Genomic DNA, 16,201 nt, shown 5'->3' with positions numbered 1-16,201 from the left:
CAGTGATTCGGTGGAGAAGGTCGAGGAAGGCAGCAAGCAGGTGGCCGAGGCAGGCCGGACGATGGAGGAGATCGTCGACAGCGTCAAGCGCGTGACCGACATCATGGGCGAGATCACGGCGGCCAGCCAGGAGCAGACCTCGGGGATCGAGCAGATCAACCAGGCGATCACGCAGATGGACCAGGTGACGCAGCAGAACGCGGCGCTGGTGGAGCAAGCCTCGGCGGCTGCACAGTCGCTGCAGGAACAGGCTGGCAACCTGTCGCAGGTCGTGAGTGCCTTCAGGCTCGAAGGGGCGCGGCCACCTGATCGGCATCTCTAGACCTCTTCGTCGTCGCCGGCCTCCGAATGCGCCTCGCTGAATCGCTTTTCCGCGGCGGTCAGGTGGGTGGTGAGCACATGCGAGATCAGGTTGATGCCGATGCCGGCGAACAAGGCCGGCAGCAGGTAGAGCGCCACCCGCAGCTCCGACACGAAGAGCACGTCGTCGGCCAGGGACGGCGTAATCGCCGCCAGCGTGGCCAGCCGCTGCAGGAAGTAGACGTTCACGGCCGCAATCGCGACCAGCGTGAAGCCGAGCATCAGCACAGTCCAGCGCGAGATCGCCTGCTTGGCGATCATCACCGCGTAGATTCCGAAGGGCAGCACCACCGAGATCGCCACCATGAGCCAGAAGGTCACTTCCGTGAAGACCGAATTGCTGAACTGCATGGGATGGACCTCGGGACGAGCGGCAACTGAGAACTGACGACGCACGCGGGCATCGCGCCGGCGCGATTTTCGCCGTTGCCGAGCCCCTTCAAGGCGCCTTGGGCACCGGCTTCTTCCGGGCGCCGTCGCCGAACAGCCGCTCCACCTGCTGCCCGATGCGGGCACCAAGGGCCGTGCCGACGCCCGGCAGCACGGCCGAGCCCACGGCGGCGCCAGTCAGGGCGCCGCCGGTCAACGACAGCTCGGGGGCGTCGAGCGTACCGCCGAGCTTGAGCGGGACGCCGACCATGCCGTCGACCAGGTCGACCGCGGCCTCGCCATCGAGTCGGCGATTAAGGACCGTGGCGCTGCCGCTTGCGCTCAGCACGCCGGAACGCGCCTTGACGGCGCTGTAGCGAAGGACCACGCCCTCCTCGCTGGCCTGGGTGTCTAGCGTGCCGCTGAGGCTGTCGAGGACCGTGCGGCCGCCCCGGCTGACGCCGGCGCTGCTCACCGCCCGGGCCAGGTCGAATCCGGACAAGGTCGCGGGCGCGATCGAGAAACGGGTGCGCGTGTGCAGCCGCCGCAGCAGTTCGCCGAGGTCGGCGCCTTCGGCATCGACCGTGGTTTGCCCATTCAGCTTGCCGACGACCGGAGCGCGGCGGCCGAAGCTGCGCGCCAGCGCGGTGACGTCGACCTCGCGGGGCTCGAGTTCGGCCGTCAGACGCAGCCGGCCTGCTGCGTCCAGCGCATGCAGCTCGGTGCGGCCGTTCCACGTGCCGCCGCCGACATCGATCGAGGTGCGCCAGCGATCCTCGTCGCCCTCGCGCTCGAGCCTCAGCCTGGCCGGCGGCGTCAGCCCGGAGCGCTGGAGCTCGGCTTCGCGCGGGCGCCAGCCATCGTCGAAGCGCACGTCGGCGTCGTAAGCCAACGCGATCTCCCGCCGATCGATCCAGACCACGTCGCGCAGGCGCAGGCGCTCCAGCGGCCGCTCGGACAAGGCCAAGGCAACGCCGAGCACCACGCCGGTCGCGCCGGCGGCATCGGCATTCCAGCGCCCGCGAAAGGCACGCACCGAGGCTCGCGGCAGGACCGCACCCTCGATCTCGAGCGACTCGACCGCGATACTGCGCCGCCACAGGGCCGTCAGCCGGGGCTGGATCACGACCCGTCGCACCGAGATCGGCGCCGCCTGGTCGGTGGCCAACTCGCCCAGCACCACCACCGGCGAAGGCCGAAACGACCAGTGCGCCGAGCCGACCTTGAGCCCGATGCCGGAGGCCTTCTGGAAGCGGGCGCCGACTTCGGCCGCGAGTTCGCCATCGTTGGGCAGCAGCACGGCGAGCAGCAGCACGGCGCCGCCTAGCAGGAGCACTGCCGCGGCAACGAGGCCGGCGATCCATCGCAGGGGGCGGGTCATGACCAGAGCTTCCACCACGCAGGCCGCGCACGCTGTCAGCCACGGGCGCGTTTACGCCAGCCCGGCCCGCTCCGCCTGTCGCTATAGTTTTGACAATACCGACACGGAGCCATCCCATGCGCATCTGGAAGAAAGAGATCTCGATCGAAGCCCTGACCCTGAGTCACGCGAACACGGTGGTGTCGCTGCTGGGCGTCGAATTCCTGGAAGTCGGCGACGACACCATCCGGGCACGCGTGCCGGTCGACCGGCGCACCGTGCAGCCCTACGGCATCCTGCACGGCGGGGTCTCTGTGGTGCTGGCGGAGACCCTGGGCTCCTGCGGCGCCTATTACTCTGCGCCCGAGGGCCAACGGGCGGTCGGGCTGGACATCAACGCCAACCACATCCGCGCCGTCACCTCGGGCTGGGTCACCGGCACGGCGCGTCCGGTGCACCGCGGTCGCACCACCCAGGTCTGGCAGATCGACATGACCAACGACGCCGGCGACCTGAGCTGCGTCTCGCGCATCACGATGGCGGTCTTGGCCCCACAGGCCGCCGCCTGAGCGCCACCGGCGCGCGCGCCGGCCAAAGAACAACAACCGAGGAGAAGAAGACCATGAGCGATTCCTACCTGCCCCGCTGGCGCAAGGTGAGCGCCACGGCGGGCGCCGTCGTCGCACCCGACGAGCGACTGCCTTGGCCCCAGACCGCCGCGATGGGCGTGCAACACGTGATCGCGATGTTCGGCGCCACGGTGCTGGCGCCAATCCTGATGGGGTTCAATCCCAACATCGCGATCCTCATGAGCGGCATCGGCACCCTGCTGTTCTTCTTCATCACCGGCGGGCGGGTGCCGAGCTACCTGGGATCGAGCTTCGCCTTCATCGGCGTGGTGATCGCGGCCAGCGGCTATTCGGGCAGCGGACCGAACGCCAATCTCGGCGTCGCGCTCGGCGGCATTATCGTCTGCGGCGCGGTCTACACGCTGATCGGCGTGCTGGTGGCGCTGACCAACGAGCGCCACACCAAGGCAGCGCCCGTCAAGGGGCTCGAGGGCCTCGAGGTGGAAGAGGTCGAGCAGGACGTCGCCGTGCACTGGATCGAGCGCCTGATGCCGCCGGTGGTGACCGGCGCGGTGGTCGCGGTGATCGGGCTCAACCTGGCGAGCGTGCCGATCAAGAACATGGCGCCGACCGGCTTCGACACCTGGATCCAGGCCCTGACCTTCCTTTGCGTCGGGCTGATCGCGGTCTATGCGCGCGGCATGGTGCAGCGCCTGCTGATCCTGATGGGCCTGATTGCTGCCAGCCTGATCTACGCGCTGCTGACCAACGGCATGGGCCTCGGCAAGCCGATCGACCTGGCACCGCTGGCGGCGGCGGCCTGGTTCGGGCTTCCGACCTTCTCGAAGCCGGTGTTCGAAGTCAACGCCATGCTGCTGATCGCGCCGGTGGCGATCATCCTGGTGGCCGAGAACCTCGGCCACCTGAAGGCCGTCGGCGCGATGACCGGCCGCGACCTCAATCCCTTGCTGGGCCGCGCCTTCATCGGCGACGGCGTCGCGACGATGGTCAGCGGCGCGGTCGGCGGCACCGGCGTCACGACCTACGCCGAGAACATCGGCGTCATGGCGGCGACCAAGATCTACTCGACCGCGATGTTCGTGGTCGCCTCGCTGATCGCGCTGGTGCTCGGCTTCAGCCCCAAGTTCGGCGCCCTGGTGCAGGCGATTCCACTGCCAGTGATGGGCGGCGTGAGCATCGTGGTGTTCGGACTGATCGCGGTCGCGGGCGCCAAGATCTGGGTCGACAACAAGGTCGACTTCTCGCAGAACAAGAACCTGATCGTGGCCGCGATCACGCTGATCCTCGGTACCGGCGACTTCACGCTCAAGTTCGGCCAGTTCGCGCTCGGCGGCATCGGCACCGCGACCTTCGGCGCGATCCTGCTGTACGCCCTGCTCTCGCGTTCGCGCGCCTAGCGCGGGCCCGACGATTTCGGGGCCGCGCTACCGGATCAGGTAGTAGGCGCAGAACTCGCCAGCGCCATGCTTGCAGCGCTGGAACCCGACCCGAAGAAGCCAACGCTCGAACCGGGGGCTGGCAATGTTCTCGAGGTAGAGGACCCGGGCCGTCAAGCCGTCGCTGCCGTCGAGGAAGCGCTCGACGACGCGCGCAAAGTGGCCTTGGCTGCGCACGTCGTCGGCAACGGTGACGTTGACCAGGCACAGGGCGGGCTCGCCGGGGGTCGACGGCTCGAACCACGAGTAGCGCATGTAGGCCTGAAGAATGGGGCTTCGGTACCAGCGCGAGACGACGTCTTGTTCTTGGGGGATGCTGGCTTCGAACTGCTTGAGCCAGGAAAAATAGCTATCGAGTTCGGCCTCGAGGTAGGTCGCGGAATCCATGAGCCATGGTAGCCCGCGACGGCGCACGCTCCTTGCTTGCCAGCAAACGATTCGTGCGAAGAAATCGGTTTCCTGGTGAGGACTTTCCCGAAGTCGGCCCCAGTGGCGGGCTGAACGAACTGGTACGCCAGGGCGCGCGAGCGTGGAGAGGAAGTCACCGGGCGGGCCGTGCGCAGGGTTTGCGAAGTGCAACCTGGTGCAAGAAATGTTGTCCGGCGAGCGGTTTGCTGCGCGCTTTTGCGACGCCGAGCCCAGTGCCCGTTAGACTCCAACGCTTTTCGCACCAAGCTTTTCCATGGCAGATGCATCCGCCGCGCGCACCAGGGCAGTATTCGAATTCAAGAGCGCCACGCTGCCGCTGATCGCAGTCATCCTCAAGACGGCCGATCTCGACGTGCTGGCGGAAGCGCTCGACGCCCAACTGGCGGACTCGCCCGACTTCTTCGAGCAGGAGCCGGTGGTCATTGACCTCTCGCTGCTGCCGGAAGACGACGCCGAGGCCGCCAGCACGCTTGACTTCGCCGCCCTGCGCGGCCTGCTGGCGCGCCACCAGACCCAGCCGGTGGCGGTGCGCGGCGGCAGCGACACCCAGAACGCCGCGGCCCGCGCTGCCGGCCTGTCGATCACCGCGATGCCGGTGGCGCCGTCTCCGCGCCCGGCAGCCCCGCCGACCGAAGCCGCAGCCGAAGCGCCGCAGATCGTGCGCGAAGTGCCGGTGCCGGCCAACGGCACGCTGGTGATCGACAGGCCGCTGCGCTCGGGCCAGCAGGTCTACGCCCGCGGCGGCGACGTGATCGTCACCGCGGTGGTGAGCTTCGGCGCCGAAGTCATCGCTGACGGCAACGTCCACGTCTACGCACCGCTGCGAGGCAAGGCGATCGCCGGTGCCCGCGGCGATACTGCGGCGCGCATCTACACCACCTGCATGGAAGCGCAGCTGGTGGCCATCGCGGGCATCTACCGCACCTCGGAGGTGGCGCTGCCGGCAGAGATCGCAGGCAAGCCGGCCCAGATCTCGCTTGACGGCAAGAAAATCGTCATGGAGCCGATCCTCTGATCGATGGGCGCGCTCGCGCCCGGCGACCGAAATAACTGAAACGAACGAACGAAGAAGGAATGGCATGGCCAAAATTGTGGTGGTGACCTCGGGCAAGGGCGGCGTCGGCAAGACGACCACGAGCGCGAGCTTTGCATCGGGACTGGCATTGGCGGGCAAGAAGACGGCCGTGATCGATTTCGACATCGGCCTGCGCAACCTCGACCTGATCATGGGCTGCGAGCGGCGCGTGGTGTACGACCTGATCAACGTGATCCAGGGCGAGGCCAACCTGCACCAGGCACTGATCAAGGACAAGCAGTGCGACAACCTGTTCGTGCTGGCCGCCTCGCAGACCCGCGACAAGGAAGCGCTGACCCAGGAAGGCGTCGAGAAGATCCTCAAGGAGCTGGCCAGCCAGGAGTTCGACTACATCGTGTGCGACTCGCCCGCGGGCATCGAGACCGGCGCCATGATGGCGATGCACTTCGCCGACGAGGCGCTGATCGTGACCAACCCCGAGGTCTCCTCGGTGCGCGACTCGGACCGCATCTTGGGCATGCTGAGCTCCAAGACCAAGCGCGCCAAGGAAGGCGGCGACCCGATCAAGGAACACCTGCTGATCACGCGCTACAACCCGAACCGCGTGGCCGGCGGCCAGATGCTGTCGCTGGAAGACATCCAGGACATCCTGCGCATCAAGCTGATCGGCGTGATCCCCGAGTCCGAGACGGTGCTGCAGGCCTCCAACCAGGGCGTGCCCGCGATCCACGACAAGGACACCGACGTGGCGCAGGCCTACAGCGACGTGGTGGCACGCTTCCTCGGCGAGGACAAGCCGATGCGCTTCGTCGATGCCGAGAAGCCGGGCTTCTTCAAACGAATCTTCGGAAGGTAGCCATGTCCCTGTTTTCCTTTCTGCTGGGCGAGAAGAAGAAGACGGCGAGCGTCGCCAAGGAACGACTGCAGATCATCCTGGCGCACGAGCGCAGCAGCCTGGGCGCCAAGCGGCCCGACTACCTGCCCGAACTGCAGCGCGAGCTGATCGCGGTGATCTCGAAGTACGTGTCGATCAAGGCCGAGGACATCAAGGTCCACCTCGAGAAGCAGGACGACCTCGAAGTGCTCGAGGTCAAGATCGAGCTCCCCGACGCGCTCGCGCTCCGCGGCTGAATGCCTGAAGACCGACCTGCGCCAATGCTTGTCGCAGGTCAATGAGTCCGCCGCGCGGCAGGGCTAGCCTTGTGTCTTTCAATGAGGAGATCACATGCCAGCCTCGGATCGGTCCGGCGCACTTTCGCTCGATTTGCCCTTCATGGACCAGGCGCACGAGCAATTCACGGCCCTGCTGAAGCGCGTCGACGAGGCCGGCGACGCCGAGCTGCCGGCCGCCTGGCGCCAGGTGGTGGCCCTCGCCGCCGCGAGCTTCGCGTGCGAGGACCAGTGGATGCAGAGCACCGGCTTCTCCTCGCGCAAGGACCACACGCTCCAGCACCGAGTGGTGCTCGAGGTGATGCGCGAAGGCATCGTGCAGGCCGACGAAGGGCAGCGGCTGCAGGTCCGACAGATGGCCTGGCAGTTCAGGGATTGGTACCACAAGCACGTGCAGACGATGGATGCAGCGCTGGCGCTGCACCTGCGGGGTGTTCGCTTCGATCCGGCGAACGGGCCGGCGCAGCCGGCGCGCAGCGAAGTGGCCGCGGCCTTTTGAAAGCACCCGAAGGCGATTGCCTCACGCGAGCCGGTGGCTGGTACCGGGCGCTGGAGAAATTATCCCTGGCGCCCGGCCTCCCGAAGGCTGAAGCCGGCTGTCGTCGCGCGCCGTAGTTTCGGAAAGAAGCGAAGGAGATTTCCGCCAGGCGTCAGCGGCGCACTGCCGCGTCACCGGGCAACGCCGCCTCCGGCAGCCGCAGTCCGCCCCGCCCGGTCAGCCGCGAGGTGATCGCCATCTTCAGCGGCGGCAGGTGGTGCGCCCCGCGCAGGATCAGCTTCCGCGCCAGCCGCTGCGGCGCGCCGTTGCTCGCATAGAGCTTGGCCACGGCATTGGTGCCGCGGCACATCACGGTGGCATCGCGGCGGTGCCTGCGGTCGTAGCCGGCCAGCACGCCCGCGTCGCCGATGTCCAGGCCCGCGGCCCGCGCATCGCAGAGCGCATGGGTCAGCGTCGCGACGCCCCGAGCAGCAAGCCGTTGCAGGCGCCGCGCAAGGCCGGCGTCAGACCGCCGCGCAAGGCGCGTCCGGCTCGGCGGCGGGCAGCAGGCCCCCCAGAAGCCATCGCATCAGGTCCTGCACCGGCCGGATCTGGTGGCCGAAGGGCAGCCGGCCCGCGCCGCGGAAGAACAGTCCCTGACCGGTGMGGCCGGCCAGCGCGTGGCCCAGCATCTTGTCGATGCAGAACTTGCCCCAACCCGGCGTGCCATCGCGCAAGCCGCAGTGCGCCAGGCAATCGAAGCGCATGGTGCATTCGGTCTCGCCGTGGGTCTTGGCCATCAGCCGCGGCTCCAGCCGCAGGTACCTGTCCAGCCAGGGCGTGCGCACCGCGCGCGCGGGCAGCCCCGCGACGCTGGTGAACTCGACCAAGTCCTCGGGCCCGGCATCGGCCAAGACGCGCTTGAAGGCCGGGTCGGCATCGCATTCGGCGGTCACCGCGAAGGCCGTGCCGAGTTGCACCGCCGAGGCGCCGAGCGACTGCAGGCGGCGGATGTCGTCGAGGCTCTCGACACCACCGGCCGCGATGAGGGGAATACGGCCCTCGATTCCCGCCGACTTGAAGAAGGCCTGCACCTGCGGCAGCACGACGTCGAACTCGAAACGCGGGTCGTTCAGGTCAGCCACCTTGGCGGCACCGAGGTGGCCGCCGGCCCGCCGCGGATGCTCGATCACGATGGCGTCGGGCAGGCGCCCCTTCTTCTCCCACTTGCGCACGATCAGCTGCACGCCGCGCGCATCCGAAAGGATCGGGATCAAGGCGACGCCGGGATGCTCGCGCGCCAGGTCCGGCAGGTCCAGCGGCAGGCCGGCGCCGACCACCAGCGCATCGGCGCCGCAGGCCATCGCATGCCGCACTTGGGCCTCGTAGGCGGTCAGGGCCTTCATGACGTTGACGGCCACCAGGCCACGGCCGCCGGCCAACTGCCGGGCCTTGGCGATCTCGCGGCCCAGCGCCTCGAGGTTGGCGGCGTCGATGCGCGCTCCGGCGTCGGGCTCGCCCTCCCGCTGCGAGGTCTGCGCCCAGAGGTCGGGATGCAGCCGCCTGAGGTCGACCGAGGACACCGTGCCGATGCCCCCCAGGGCGGCCACCGTGCCGGCCAGCCGGCCCGCCGAGACGCCGACGCCCATGCCACCTTGCACCACCGGCAGCAACTCACGGCCGGCCAGCGTCCAGCTTCGAAGGCCCGAGGCCGAGGCGAGCGCCTCCAGGCTCCGGGCAGCGACTTCGACTTCGTTGGATTCGTCCGTCATCCAGCCCTAACGAAGCACCAGCACCGGCAGGGTGGAATGGGTCAGCACATGCTGGGTCTCGCTGCCGATCAGCAGGCGCCCGAGGCCCTTGCGGCCATGCGAAGCCATCACGATGAGGTCGCTGGCGTGCTTTTCGGCGGCGGCGATGATCGATTCGGCGATCTGGTTCGAATGGGCCACCAGCGGATGGCAGGAAACGCCGCCGGCGCTCGCCCGCTCGCTGATCGCAGCCACCATGGCCTGCGCCTTCTCGAGCCGCATCTTGTCGATGTTCTCGCTGTCGGTCGTCTGCTGGAGCGACGTGCCTTCCATGTAGCTGTGGGGCGGCCGGCGGGCCACAGTGAACGCGACCAGCTCGGCGCCGTGCTGCCGCGCCAGCTCGATGGCGCTCTCGACAGCCTTGTCGGACAGGAGGGAACCGTCGGTCGCAACCAGGATTTTCTTGAACATGATGGAGGTCTCCAGGGTGGAAGGCCTCCAGTCTCGGTCAGGCCGGCGCCGGGCGAATTGACAGGGATCAAGCTTGCTTCGCTTGCCGGCTCGGCTTGCCGGGCTCCAGCGAGGGGCCCAGGCCGATCGGCGTCGGCACGGCGTTGACGATGCGGGTGAAGAGCGCGCGGTACTCGTCCTCCGGCTCGTGGCCGGTGAACGGATCGCGGTGGGCGCCGAAGGCGGCATCCAGATCGCGCCAATCGTCCTCGGTCAGCACGCGCTCGGCCAGCGGCAGGATCTCCTTCTCCTCCAGCGCCATGTGGGCCAGGTAGAAGTCGGTATAGCGGGCGACCGCGCTCTCGAAGGGCTCGCGGTGGGCCTCGCCGAGCATCTCGTAGACCAGCAAGGCATGCTCGACCTCCCGGATGTTGCGCTCGCCGCGCGCGTGGTCCTGGTCCAGGTGGTCCAGCAGGTCGCGCGACAGGGGCGTGCGGGCGCGCAGCTTGGGGAACAGCAGCTCGGTCTCGTGGCGGTGATGCCGCTGCTCGGGAAACTGGTCGACGTAGAACAGCATCGCCCGCAAGGCGGAGAAGTCGGGCGCGCTCTGCTGTCTTCGATGGGCATCGAGCAGCAGCAGGATGGACCGCAGCATGGCCGAGAGGGCCGCGTGCTCGTCCCGGATGATGCGGGTGGTGGCGTGTGTCATGCGTGTCTCCGTTGGATGACGCAGCTTTTCACGCCGCCGGCCTTGCCGCCTTGCTGCAGATCAAGAAACGCTGCGTTCGGCCCGCCTTGCCGCGACATCAGCGCCGTCCGGGCCGCGGTCAAGTGCATGATGCGTGGCTGCTGTTCCCGCCGAGGCACACCATGAGCATCCGCCACCTCGACCGACTGTTGACACCTCGATCCATCGCCGTCTTCGGCGCCTCGAACCGACCCGGCGCCATCGGCACCACGGTCTGGCGCAACCTGCGCGCCGGCGGCTTCGCGGGCCCGGCCTACCCGGTCAATCCGAAGCATGCGCGGCTCGGCGACGAGCCGGTGTTCGCGCATGCGGCCGATCTGCCCTCGCCGCCGGACCTGGCCCTGATCTGCACGCCGGCGCGGACGGTGGCGCGCCTGGTGGCCGAACTCGGGGCCCTCGGCACCCGGGCCGCGGTGATCCTCAGCACCGGATTGAGCGCCAAGCAGAAGCAGGCCGCGCTCGACGCGGCGAGGCCGCACCTCATGCGCCTGCTGGGGCCGAGCAGCATCGGCATGCTGAGTCCGCGCATCGGCCTGAATGCCAGTCTTTCTCCGGCCGACGCCTTGCCCGGCGAACTGGCATTCGTCTCGCAGTCCGGCGCGCTGGCGAGCGCCATGCTGGACTGGGCAAGGAGCCGGGGGGTCGGCCTGTCGCACCTGGTGGCGCTGGGCGAGAACTGCGACGTCGACGTCGGCGACCTGCTCGACCGGCTCGCGAGCGACGGCCGCACCCGCGCCATCCTGCTCTACATCGAATCGATCGAATCGCCGCGCAAGTTCATGTCGGCGGCGCGCGCCGCGGCGCGCAACAAGCCGGTGATCGTCGTCAAGGCCGGCCGCGCGGGCCAGGGCCTGCGCGCCGCAGCGTCGCACACCGGCACCCTGGCCGGTTCGGACATCGTTCACGACGCGGCCATCCGGCGCGCCGGCATGCTGCGCGTGGACACGCTGCAGGAGCTGTTCATGGCGGCAGCGACGCTGGCCCGCTTCCGCGGCAATCAGAGCGAATCGCTGACCATCCTGGGCAACGGCGGCGGCGCCGGCGTGATGGCGGCGGACGCCGCGGCCCGTGCCGGCATCCGGCTGGCCGAGCCCGGCGCCGCACTGCTCGAACAGCTTGCCGCGATCCTGCCGCCCAACGCATGCCTCGCCAATCCGATCGACATCCTCGGCGACGCCCCGGCGGAGCGCTACGCAGCCACCCTGTCGGCCCTGCTGGCGGAGCCGTCGACCGGCGCGCTGCTGTTCATCCACGCCCCGACCGCGGCGCTGCACGGCGAGGATGTCGCGCGCGCCTGCGCCCCGCTGCTGCGCAGCGGCAACCCGCGCCTGATGGGCTGCTGGCTCGGCGATGCCGGCATGGACCCGGCGCGCCGGCTGTTCGATGCCGCCGGCGTTCCCGACTACCCGACGCCCGAGGACGCCGTCCGGGCCTTCGGGATGCTGCAGACCTACCGCCGCAACCAGGCCCTCCTGATGGAAGCGCCCAGCGCGAGCGAGAACCCGGCGCCCGACGTGCCGGCGGCGAAGCGGCTGCTGGAGGCCGCGGCCGCCGACGGCCGCGAATGGCTCGGCGAGCACGAGGCCAAGGCGGTGCTGCAGGCCTATGGCGTGCCGGTGGTGCGTACCCAGGTCGTCCCAGCCTCGGGCGAGGGCCTGCGGGAGGCCGCCCGCGAACTTGGCTATCCGGTGGTGCTCAAGATCGTCTCGCGCGACGTCGCGCACAAGACGGACGTCGGCGGCGTCAGGCTGGACCTGCGCGACGCGGCCGCGCTCGAACGCGCCGCGATCGAGATGCGGCAGGCGGTCGAAAGCTCGCAGCCCGGTGCCCACATCGACGGCTTCACGGTGCAGCCCATGGTGCACCGGCCGCATGCGCAGGAGGTGATCGTCGGCGCCAGCATCGACGAGGTCTTCGGCCCCGTCGTCCTCTGCGGCGGCGGCGGCATTGCGGTGGAAGTGACGGCCGACGTCGCCGTCGCCCTGCCGCCACTCAACCGCAGCCTGGCGCGCGAGCTGGTCTCCCGCACCCGCATGTCGCGGCTGCTGGCCGGCTATCGCGACCACCCGCCGGCCGACCTCGACGCCTTGCACGATGTGCTGATCGCGGTGTCGCAAATGCTGGCGGACCTGCCGCAACTGGCCGAGCTCGACATCAATCCGCTGTGGGTCGACGAGCACGGCGCGCTTGCGCTCGATGCCCGGCTGCGGGTGGCGTCCGGGCCGGTCGCCGGTGCCGCCCGGTTCGCGATCCGGCCCTATCCCACGCAATGGGTCCGCACGCTCGAATGGAACGGCCGCACCCTGGTCCTCAGGCCTATCCGGCCGGAGGACGAGGTGCAGCATCTGCGCTTCCTGGGAAAGCTCGATCCGGAGGACATCCGCATGCGCTTGTTCCAGGCCCGCAGCGAACTGCCGCGCAGCGAACTCGCCCGCTTGACCCAGATCGACTACGACCGCGAGATGGCCTTCATCGCCGAAGCCATCGGCGACGACGGCCTGCCGGAGACGCTCGGCGTGGCCCGCACCATCTGCGATCCCGACAACGTGGAGGCCGAGTTCGCGCTCGTCGTGCGCTCCGATCTCAAGGGCGGCGGACTCGGCAGGCTGCTGTTCGAACAGCTGATCGCGCATGCGCGCAGCCGCGGCACCCGGCGCCTGGTCGGGCTGATCCTGCGCGAGAACACCCGGATGCTGAAGCTGTCGCGCGCCCTGGGCTTCGTGCGCGCGCGCAGCGAGGAAGAATCGTCCGCCGTGTTCCACGTGGCCATGAATCTGGACCAGCAAGCAGCCGAGGCCTGAGGCCTCGCGAAGAAGGCGCAGCTCAGCGGCACCAGATCTCGATCTGCTGCGCGAGATCCATTCGTAGCGCCTGCAGCGCGACCGCGGCGAGCAACACGCCCGCCAGTCGCGTGCCCCACTGCTGCGACATCCGGCCGCCCCCCGAGCGCACCCGCTCGAACAGCCACGGCGCCAGCAGCAGCGACACGGCACTGCCCGCCGCGAACAACGCCATGACCGCCGCGCCCTCGAGCACGCTGTTGCTCAGGGCCGCCAGCATCAGCGCCGAGTAAAGGAGACCGCAGGGCATCGCGACCCACAGTGCCCCGGCCGCCAGCACGCCGAAGGGGCTGCGGGTCATGGGCCGCAGCCGCGCCGCGGCCCAGCGTCCGAAGCGATGCGCCCACGCCGGTTGCCGGCCCGAGGCGGCGAGCAGCAGGCCCCAGGCGAGCACGAAAACATGCAGCAGCATCCAGGCCGGTCGCAGCGCGCTCAGCTGCCCGCCCGCCAGCGCCAGGCCCTGCACCGTGGCGGCGGCCACCGCCCCGGCAGCCGCATAGCTCGCCATGCGCCCGGCGTGAAACAGCATCCTCGCCGGCAGCGAACGGGCCGGGGGCTCCAGCACGGCGACGCCGCCGCCGACCGGTGCACGCACCATGCGGATCACTCCCGCGCAGGCGGCGCCGCACATCGCGACGCAGTGCGGCCCGCCGACCAGCCCCATCACGAGCGCGGCGGCGAGCAGCGCTGCCTGCATGGCTCAGACGATGCGCGAGAAGCGCGTCCGGTTGCGGTCGGCCTGCAGGTAGCGGTCGAACACCATGGCGATCGCACRCACGAAGAACCAGCCCAGCGGCGTGACCTCGATGTGGCGGTCGCTGACCAGCACCAGTCCCTGTGCCTCGAGCGGCTCGAGCGCCTGCAGCTCGGCGGCGAAGAGCTGCGCGAATTCGACCAGGTGCGCCGCGCCGACGGTTTCGAAGTCGACCCGACCCTGGCACATGATCGCCATGATCACCGCGCGCCGCAGCACGTCGTCGCGCGTCAGCGCCAGGCCGCGCACCACCGGCAGCCGGCCCTGGTCGAGCAGGTCGTAGTACTCCTCGAGCGTCTTGGCGTTCTGGCTGTAGGTGGCGCCGATACGGCCGATCGCCGATACGCCCAGGGCCACCAGGTCGCAATCCGGCTGTGTGCTGTAGCCCTGGAAGTTGCGGTGCAGCCGGCCCTGCCGCTTGGCCACAGCCAGGGCATCGTCGGGCAGTGCGAAATGGTCCATGCCGATGTAGACATAGCCGGCCGCGGTCAGCGCGGCGATCGAGCGCGACAGCATCTCGACCTTGGTCGCCGCGTCGGGCAGGGTCTCGGTGGCGATGCGGCGCTGGGCCTTGAAGCGCTCGGGCAGGTGGGCGTAGGCGTAGAGCGCAATGCGATCGGGCCGCAGGGCGCAGACCTGCGCCAGCGTGCGGTCGAAGGAGGCGGCGCTCTGGCGCGGCAATCCGTAGATCAGGTCGACGTTGACCGAATCGAATCCCAGTCCTCGGGCGGTGGCCATCAGGTCGAACACCTGCTCGGCGGGTTGGATCCGGTGCACCGCCTTCTGGACGTCGGGGTCGAAGTCCTGGACCCCGAAGCTGAGCCGGTTGAAGCCCAGCGCGGCCAGCGTCACGAGGCGCTCGCGGTCGACGGTGCGCGGGTCGATCTCGATCGAATGTTCGCCGTCGGGCGTCAGCGTGAAGGCGTCGCGCAGCATGGCCATGAGCTGCCGCAGGGAGGCATCGTCGAGGAAGGTGGGCGTGCCGCCGCCGAGGTGGAGTTGGCGCACGACCGCACCGCGGCCGAGCTTCTCGACCTGCAGCGAGATCTCGCGGGCCAGGTAGTCCAGGTACTCGCCGCCCTTGCTCTTGTGCTTGGTCACGATCTTGTTGCAAGCGCAGTAGTAGCAGAGCGACTCGCAGAACGGGATGTGCACGTAGAGCGACAGCGCCCGGGCGCTGGCACCAGCCCCACCGCGCTGCTCGAGCGACTGCGCATAGTCCTCGGCCGTGAAGGCGTCGACAAAGCGGTCCGCGGTCGGATAGGAGGTGTAGCGCGGCCCCGGGACGTCGAATTGATTCAGCACGGCCGGCGTGGGCGCCGGGAGGGACGGCGTAAGAACGGGAGCGGAGGCAAGGAGCATCGCGGGCGACGGCAAGGGCTTTGGTGTGTCACTATGCCGCTGTCGCGACCCGCAATCATTGACCTGGGTCAAGCATCCGGCCCACTGCCCATCGGACAATCCCCCCATGACCTCGACTGCATCAATGAAACCAGAAAATATCAAGGTCGCCTGTTCCAACTGCAATCTGCGCGAACTCTGCATGCCGGTGGGCCTGGCGCCCGGCGAACTGCAGCGCATCGACGATATCGTCGCCACGCGGCGCAAGGTCAAGCGGCGCGAGACCCTGTTCCGCAACGGCGAGCCCTTCACCTCGCTCTATGCGATCCGCACCGGCGTCTTCAAGACCCGGGTCACCAGCGAGGACGGGCGCGACCAGGTCACGGGTTTCCAGATGGCGGGCGAGATCATCGGGCTCGACGGCATCGTCAACGACCAGCACACCTGCGACGCCGTGGCGCTGGAGGATTCCGAGGTCTGCGTGATGCCCTTCGACCGCATCGAGGAGCTGTCGCGCGAAGTCACGGCGCTGCAGCGCCACGTGCACCAGATCATGAGCCGCGAGATCGTCCGCGAGCACGGCGTGATGCTGCTGCTCGGCAGCATGCGGGCCGAGGAGCGGCTGGCGGCCTTCCTGCTGAACCTGGTGCAGCGGCTGCATGCGCGCGGCTTCTCGCGCTCCGAGCTGGTGCTGCGCATGACCCGCGAAGAGATCGGCAGCTATCTCGGGCTCAAGCTCGAGACCGTCAGCCGGACACTGTCGAGATTCGCGGCCGACGGCATCGTCGAGGTCGAGCAGCGCAATGTGCGCATCCTCGACCCCGAGGCGCTCCGGCACATCGTCAATCCGCCGGGTAGTTGATTTCGCGCGCCGAGCGGGTCAACATCAGCGTCAGCGCGCCCGACCCCATGGCCAGCAGCCAGAAGGTGAAGAACCCGACCGTGTAGACGGCCTGCCGCGAGGCCCCGAGCGCCTCGCCGCGCCAGTGCAGGTCGCCCGGGTCGACCAGCGCGAACACCAGCACCTCGAGTGCGCAAGCCAGCAGGAAGGCCGGCCAGAGAATCCACATCCAGCGCTGCGCCTGCATG

Annotated in this window: 19 protein-coding genes; 9 read left to right on the top strand and 10 right to left on the bottom strand. The window is 69.1% G+C overall.

Going from position 1 to position 16,201, the window contains the following annotated elements:
* Nucleotides 1-322 (top strand): methyl-accepting chemotaxis protein (locus tag AC1DY5_RS03535; protein WP_478108562.1); only part of this gene is annotated, 322 nt, incomplete at its 5' end.
* On the opposite strand, the gene AC1DY5_RS03530 is transcribed toward AC1DY5_RS03535, so the two are convergent.
* Together AC1DY5_RS03530 and AC1DY5_RS03525 are read right to left on the bottom strand one after the other, a co-directional pair.
* Nucleotides 319-711, bottom strand: a complete 393-nt coding sequence (locus AC1DY5_RS03530; RefSeq protein ID WP_478108559.1) for a hypothetical protein — start codon at nt 709-711, stop codon at nt 319-321. The two genes, AC1DY5_RS03535 and AC1DY5_RS03530, sit on opposite strands and share 4 nt — an antisense overlap.
* Nucleotides 712-799: 88 nt before the next feature.
* Nucleotides 800-2,110 carry a translocation/assembly module TamB domain-containing protein gene (locus AC1DY5_RS03525; RefSeq protein WP_478108556.1) on the bottom strand — a complete coding sequence of 437 codons (1,311 nt, stop codon included), beginning with the start codon at nt 2,108-2,110 and terminating at the stop codon, nt 800-802.
* 116 nt (nt 2,111-2,226) lie between these two features.
* On the opposite strand from AC1DY5_RS03525, the gene AC1DY5_RS03520 reads away from it, so the two are divergent.
* Complete coding sequence (locus AC1DY5_RS03520) at nt 2,227-2,658, top strand: hotdog fold thioesterase (RefSeq protein WP_478108554.1); 432 nt, start codon at nt 2,227-2,229, stop codon at nt 2,656-2,658.
* 53 nt (nt 2,659-2,711) lie between these two features.
* A complete protein-coding gene (locus AC1DY5_RS03515; RefSeq protein WP_478108551.1) occupies nt 2,712-4,076 on the top strand; it encodes a solute carrier family 23 protein in 1,365 nt (454 codons plus the stop codon).
* A 27-nt stretch (nt 4,077-4,103) separates the two neighbouring features.
* Here the strand turns inward: AC1DY5_RS03515 and AC1DY5_RS03510 are convergent, their stop codons facing one another.
* The gene (locus tag AC1DY5_RS03510; protein WP_478108549.1) at nt 4,104-4,502 is read right to left on the bottom strand and encodes a hypothetical protein; all 399 of its coding nucleotides are present in this window, start codon (nt 4,500-4,502) and stop codon (nt 4,104-4,106) included.
* 295 nt (nt 4,503-4,797) lie between these two features.
* On the opposite strand from AC1DY5_RS03510, the gene minC reads away from it, so the two are divergent.
* The 4 genes from minC (at nt 4,798) to AC1DY5_RS03490 (ending at nt 7,249) form a co-directional block, all read left to right on the top strand.
* A complete protein-coding gene (gene minC, locus AC1DY5_RS03505; protein WP_478108546.1) occupies nt 4,798-5,559 on the top strand; it encodes a septum site-determining protein MinC in 762 nt (253 codons plus the stop codon).
* A 64-nt stretch (nt 5,560-5,623) separates the two neighbouring features.
* Complete coding sequence (gene minD, locus AC1DY5_RS03500) at nt 5,624-6,436, top strand: septum site-determining protein MinD (protein ID WP_478108544.1); 813 nt, start codon at nt 5,624-5,626, stop codon at nt 6,434-6,436.
* Nucleotides 6,437-6,438: 2 nt separating this feature from the next.
* Nucleotides 6,439-6,711: a cell division topological specificity factor MinE gene (gene minE, locus AC1DY5_RS03495; RefSeq protein ID WP_478108543.1), complete on the top strand. Its 273-nt coding sequence runs from the start codon at nt 6,439-6,441 to the stop codon at nt 6,709-6,711.
* Nucleotides 6,712-6,805: 94 nt separating this feature from the next.
* The gene (locus AC1DY5_RS03490; protein WP_478108541.1) at nt 6,806-7,249 is read left to right on the top strand and encodes a bacteriohemerythrin; all 444 of its coding nucleotides are present in this window, start codon (nt 6,806-6,808) and stop codon (nt 7,247-7,249) included.
* 151 nt (nt 7,250-7,400) lie between these two features.
* Here AC1DY5_RS03490 and AC1DY5_RS03485 read toward each other — a convergent pair whose 3' ends face one another.
* The 4 genes from AC1DY5_RS03485 to AC1DY5_RS03470 all read right to left on the bottom strand — a co-directional run bounded on the left by AC1DY5_RS03485 (nt 7,401) and on the right by AC1DY5_RS03470 (nt 10,138).
* Nucleotides 7,401-7,643 (bottom strand): hypothetical protein, encoded by a 243-nt coding sequence (locus tag AC1DY5_RS03485; RefSeq protein ID WP_478108539.1) that lies wholly within the window; start codon nt 7,641-7,643, stop codon nt 7,401-7,403.
* Nucleotides 7,644-7,752: 109 nt separating this feature from the next.
* Entirely contained in the window at nt 7,753-9,000 is a 1,248-nt protein-coding gene (locus AC1DY5_RS03480) for an NAD(P)H-dependent flavin oxidoreductase (RefSeq protein WP_478108536.1), read from the bottom strand.
* Nucleotides 9,001-9,006: 6 nt separating this feature from the next.
* The gene (locus tag AC1DY5_RS03475) at nt 9,007-9,450 is read right to left on the bottom strand and encodes a universal stress protein (protein WP_478108534.1); all 444 of its coding nucleotides are present in this window, start codon (nt 9,448-9,450) and stop codon (nt 9,007-9,009) included.
* A 67-nt stretch (nt 9,451-9,517) separates the two neighbouring features.
* The gene (locus tag AC1DY5_RS03470) at nt 9,518-10,138 is read right to left on the bottom strand and encodes a hemerythrin domain-containing protein (RefSeq protein ID WP_478108532.1); all 621 of its coding nucleotides are present in this window, start codon (nt 10,136-10,138) and stop codon (nt 9,518-9,520) included.
* Nucleotides 10,139-10,299: 161 nt separating this feature from the next.
* Here AC1DY5_RS03470 and AC1DY5_RS03465 point away from each other — a divergent pair, with 161 nt between their 5' ends.
* Nucleotides 10,300-12,978, top strand: a complete 2,679-nt coding sequence (locus AC1DY5_RS03465; protein WP_478108529.1) for a bifunctional acetate--CoA ligase family protein/GNAT family N-acetyltransferase — start codon at nt 10,300-10,302, stop codon at nt 12,976-12,978.
* Between the two features lie 22 nt (nt 12,979-13,000).
* Here the strand turns inward: AC1DY5_RS03465 and AC1DY5_RS03460 are convergent, their stop codons facing one another.
* Entirely contained in the window at nt 13,001-13,714 is a 714-nt protein-coding gene (locus tag AC1DY5_RS03460) for a sulfite exporter TauE/SafE family protein (RefSeq protein WP_478108527.1), read from the bottom strand.
* 3 nt (nt 13,715-13,717) lie between these two features.
* Nucleotides 13,718-15,133 carry an oxygen-independent coproporphyrinogen III oxidase gene (gene hemN / locus AC1DY5_RS03455; protein WP_478108523.1) on the bottom strand — a complete coding sequence of 472 codons (1,416 nt, stop codon included), beginning with the start codon at nt 15,131-15,133 and terminating at the stop codon, nt 13,718-13,720.
* Nucleotides 15,134-15,257: 124 nt separating this feature from the next.
* Here hemN and fnr point away from each other — a divergent pair, with 124 nt between their 5' ends.
* Nucleotides 15,258-15,974, top strand: a complete 717-nt coding sequence (gene fnr / locus AC1DY5_RS03450) for a fumarate/nitrate reduction transcriptional regulator Fnr (protein WP_478108520.1) — start codon at nt 15,258-15,260, stop codon at nt 15,972-15,974.
* On the opposite strand, the gene AC1DY5_RS03445 is transcribed toward fnr, so the two are convergent.
* Nucleotides 15,955-16,200: a hypothetical protein gene (locus AC1DY5_RS03445; protein WP_478108517.1), complete on the bottom strand. Its 246-nt coding sequence runs from the start codon at nt 16,198-16,200 to the stop codon at nt 15,955-15,957. The two genes, fnr and AC1DY5_RS03445, sit on opposite strands and share 20 nt — an antisense overlap.
* Between the last annotated feature and the right edge of the window lies 1 nt (nt 16,201).

The organism is Variovorax sp. P4_D9, assembly GCF_056401695.1.
Note: the sequence above shows the minus strand (reverse complement) of the source record. Positions and strands in the feature narration are given on the sequence as shown.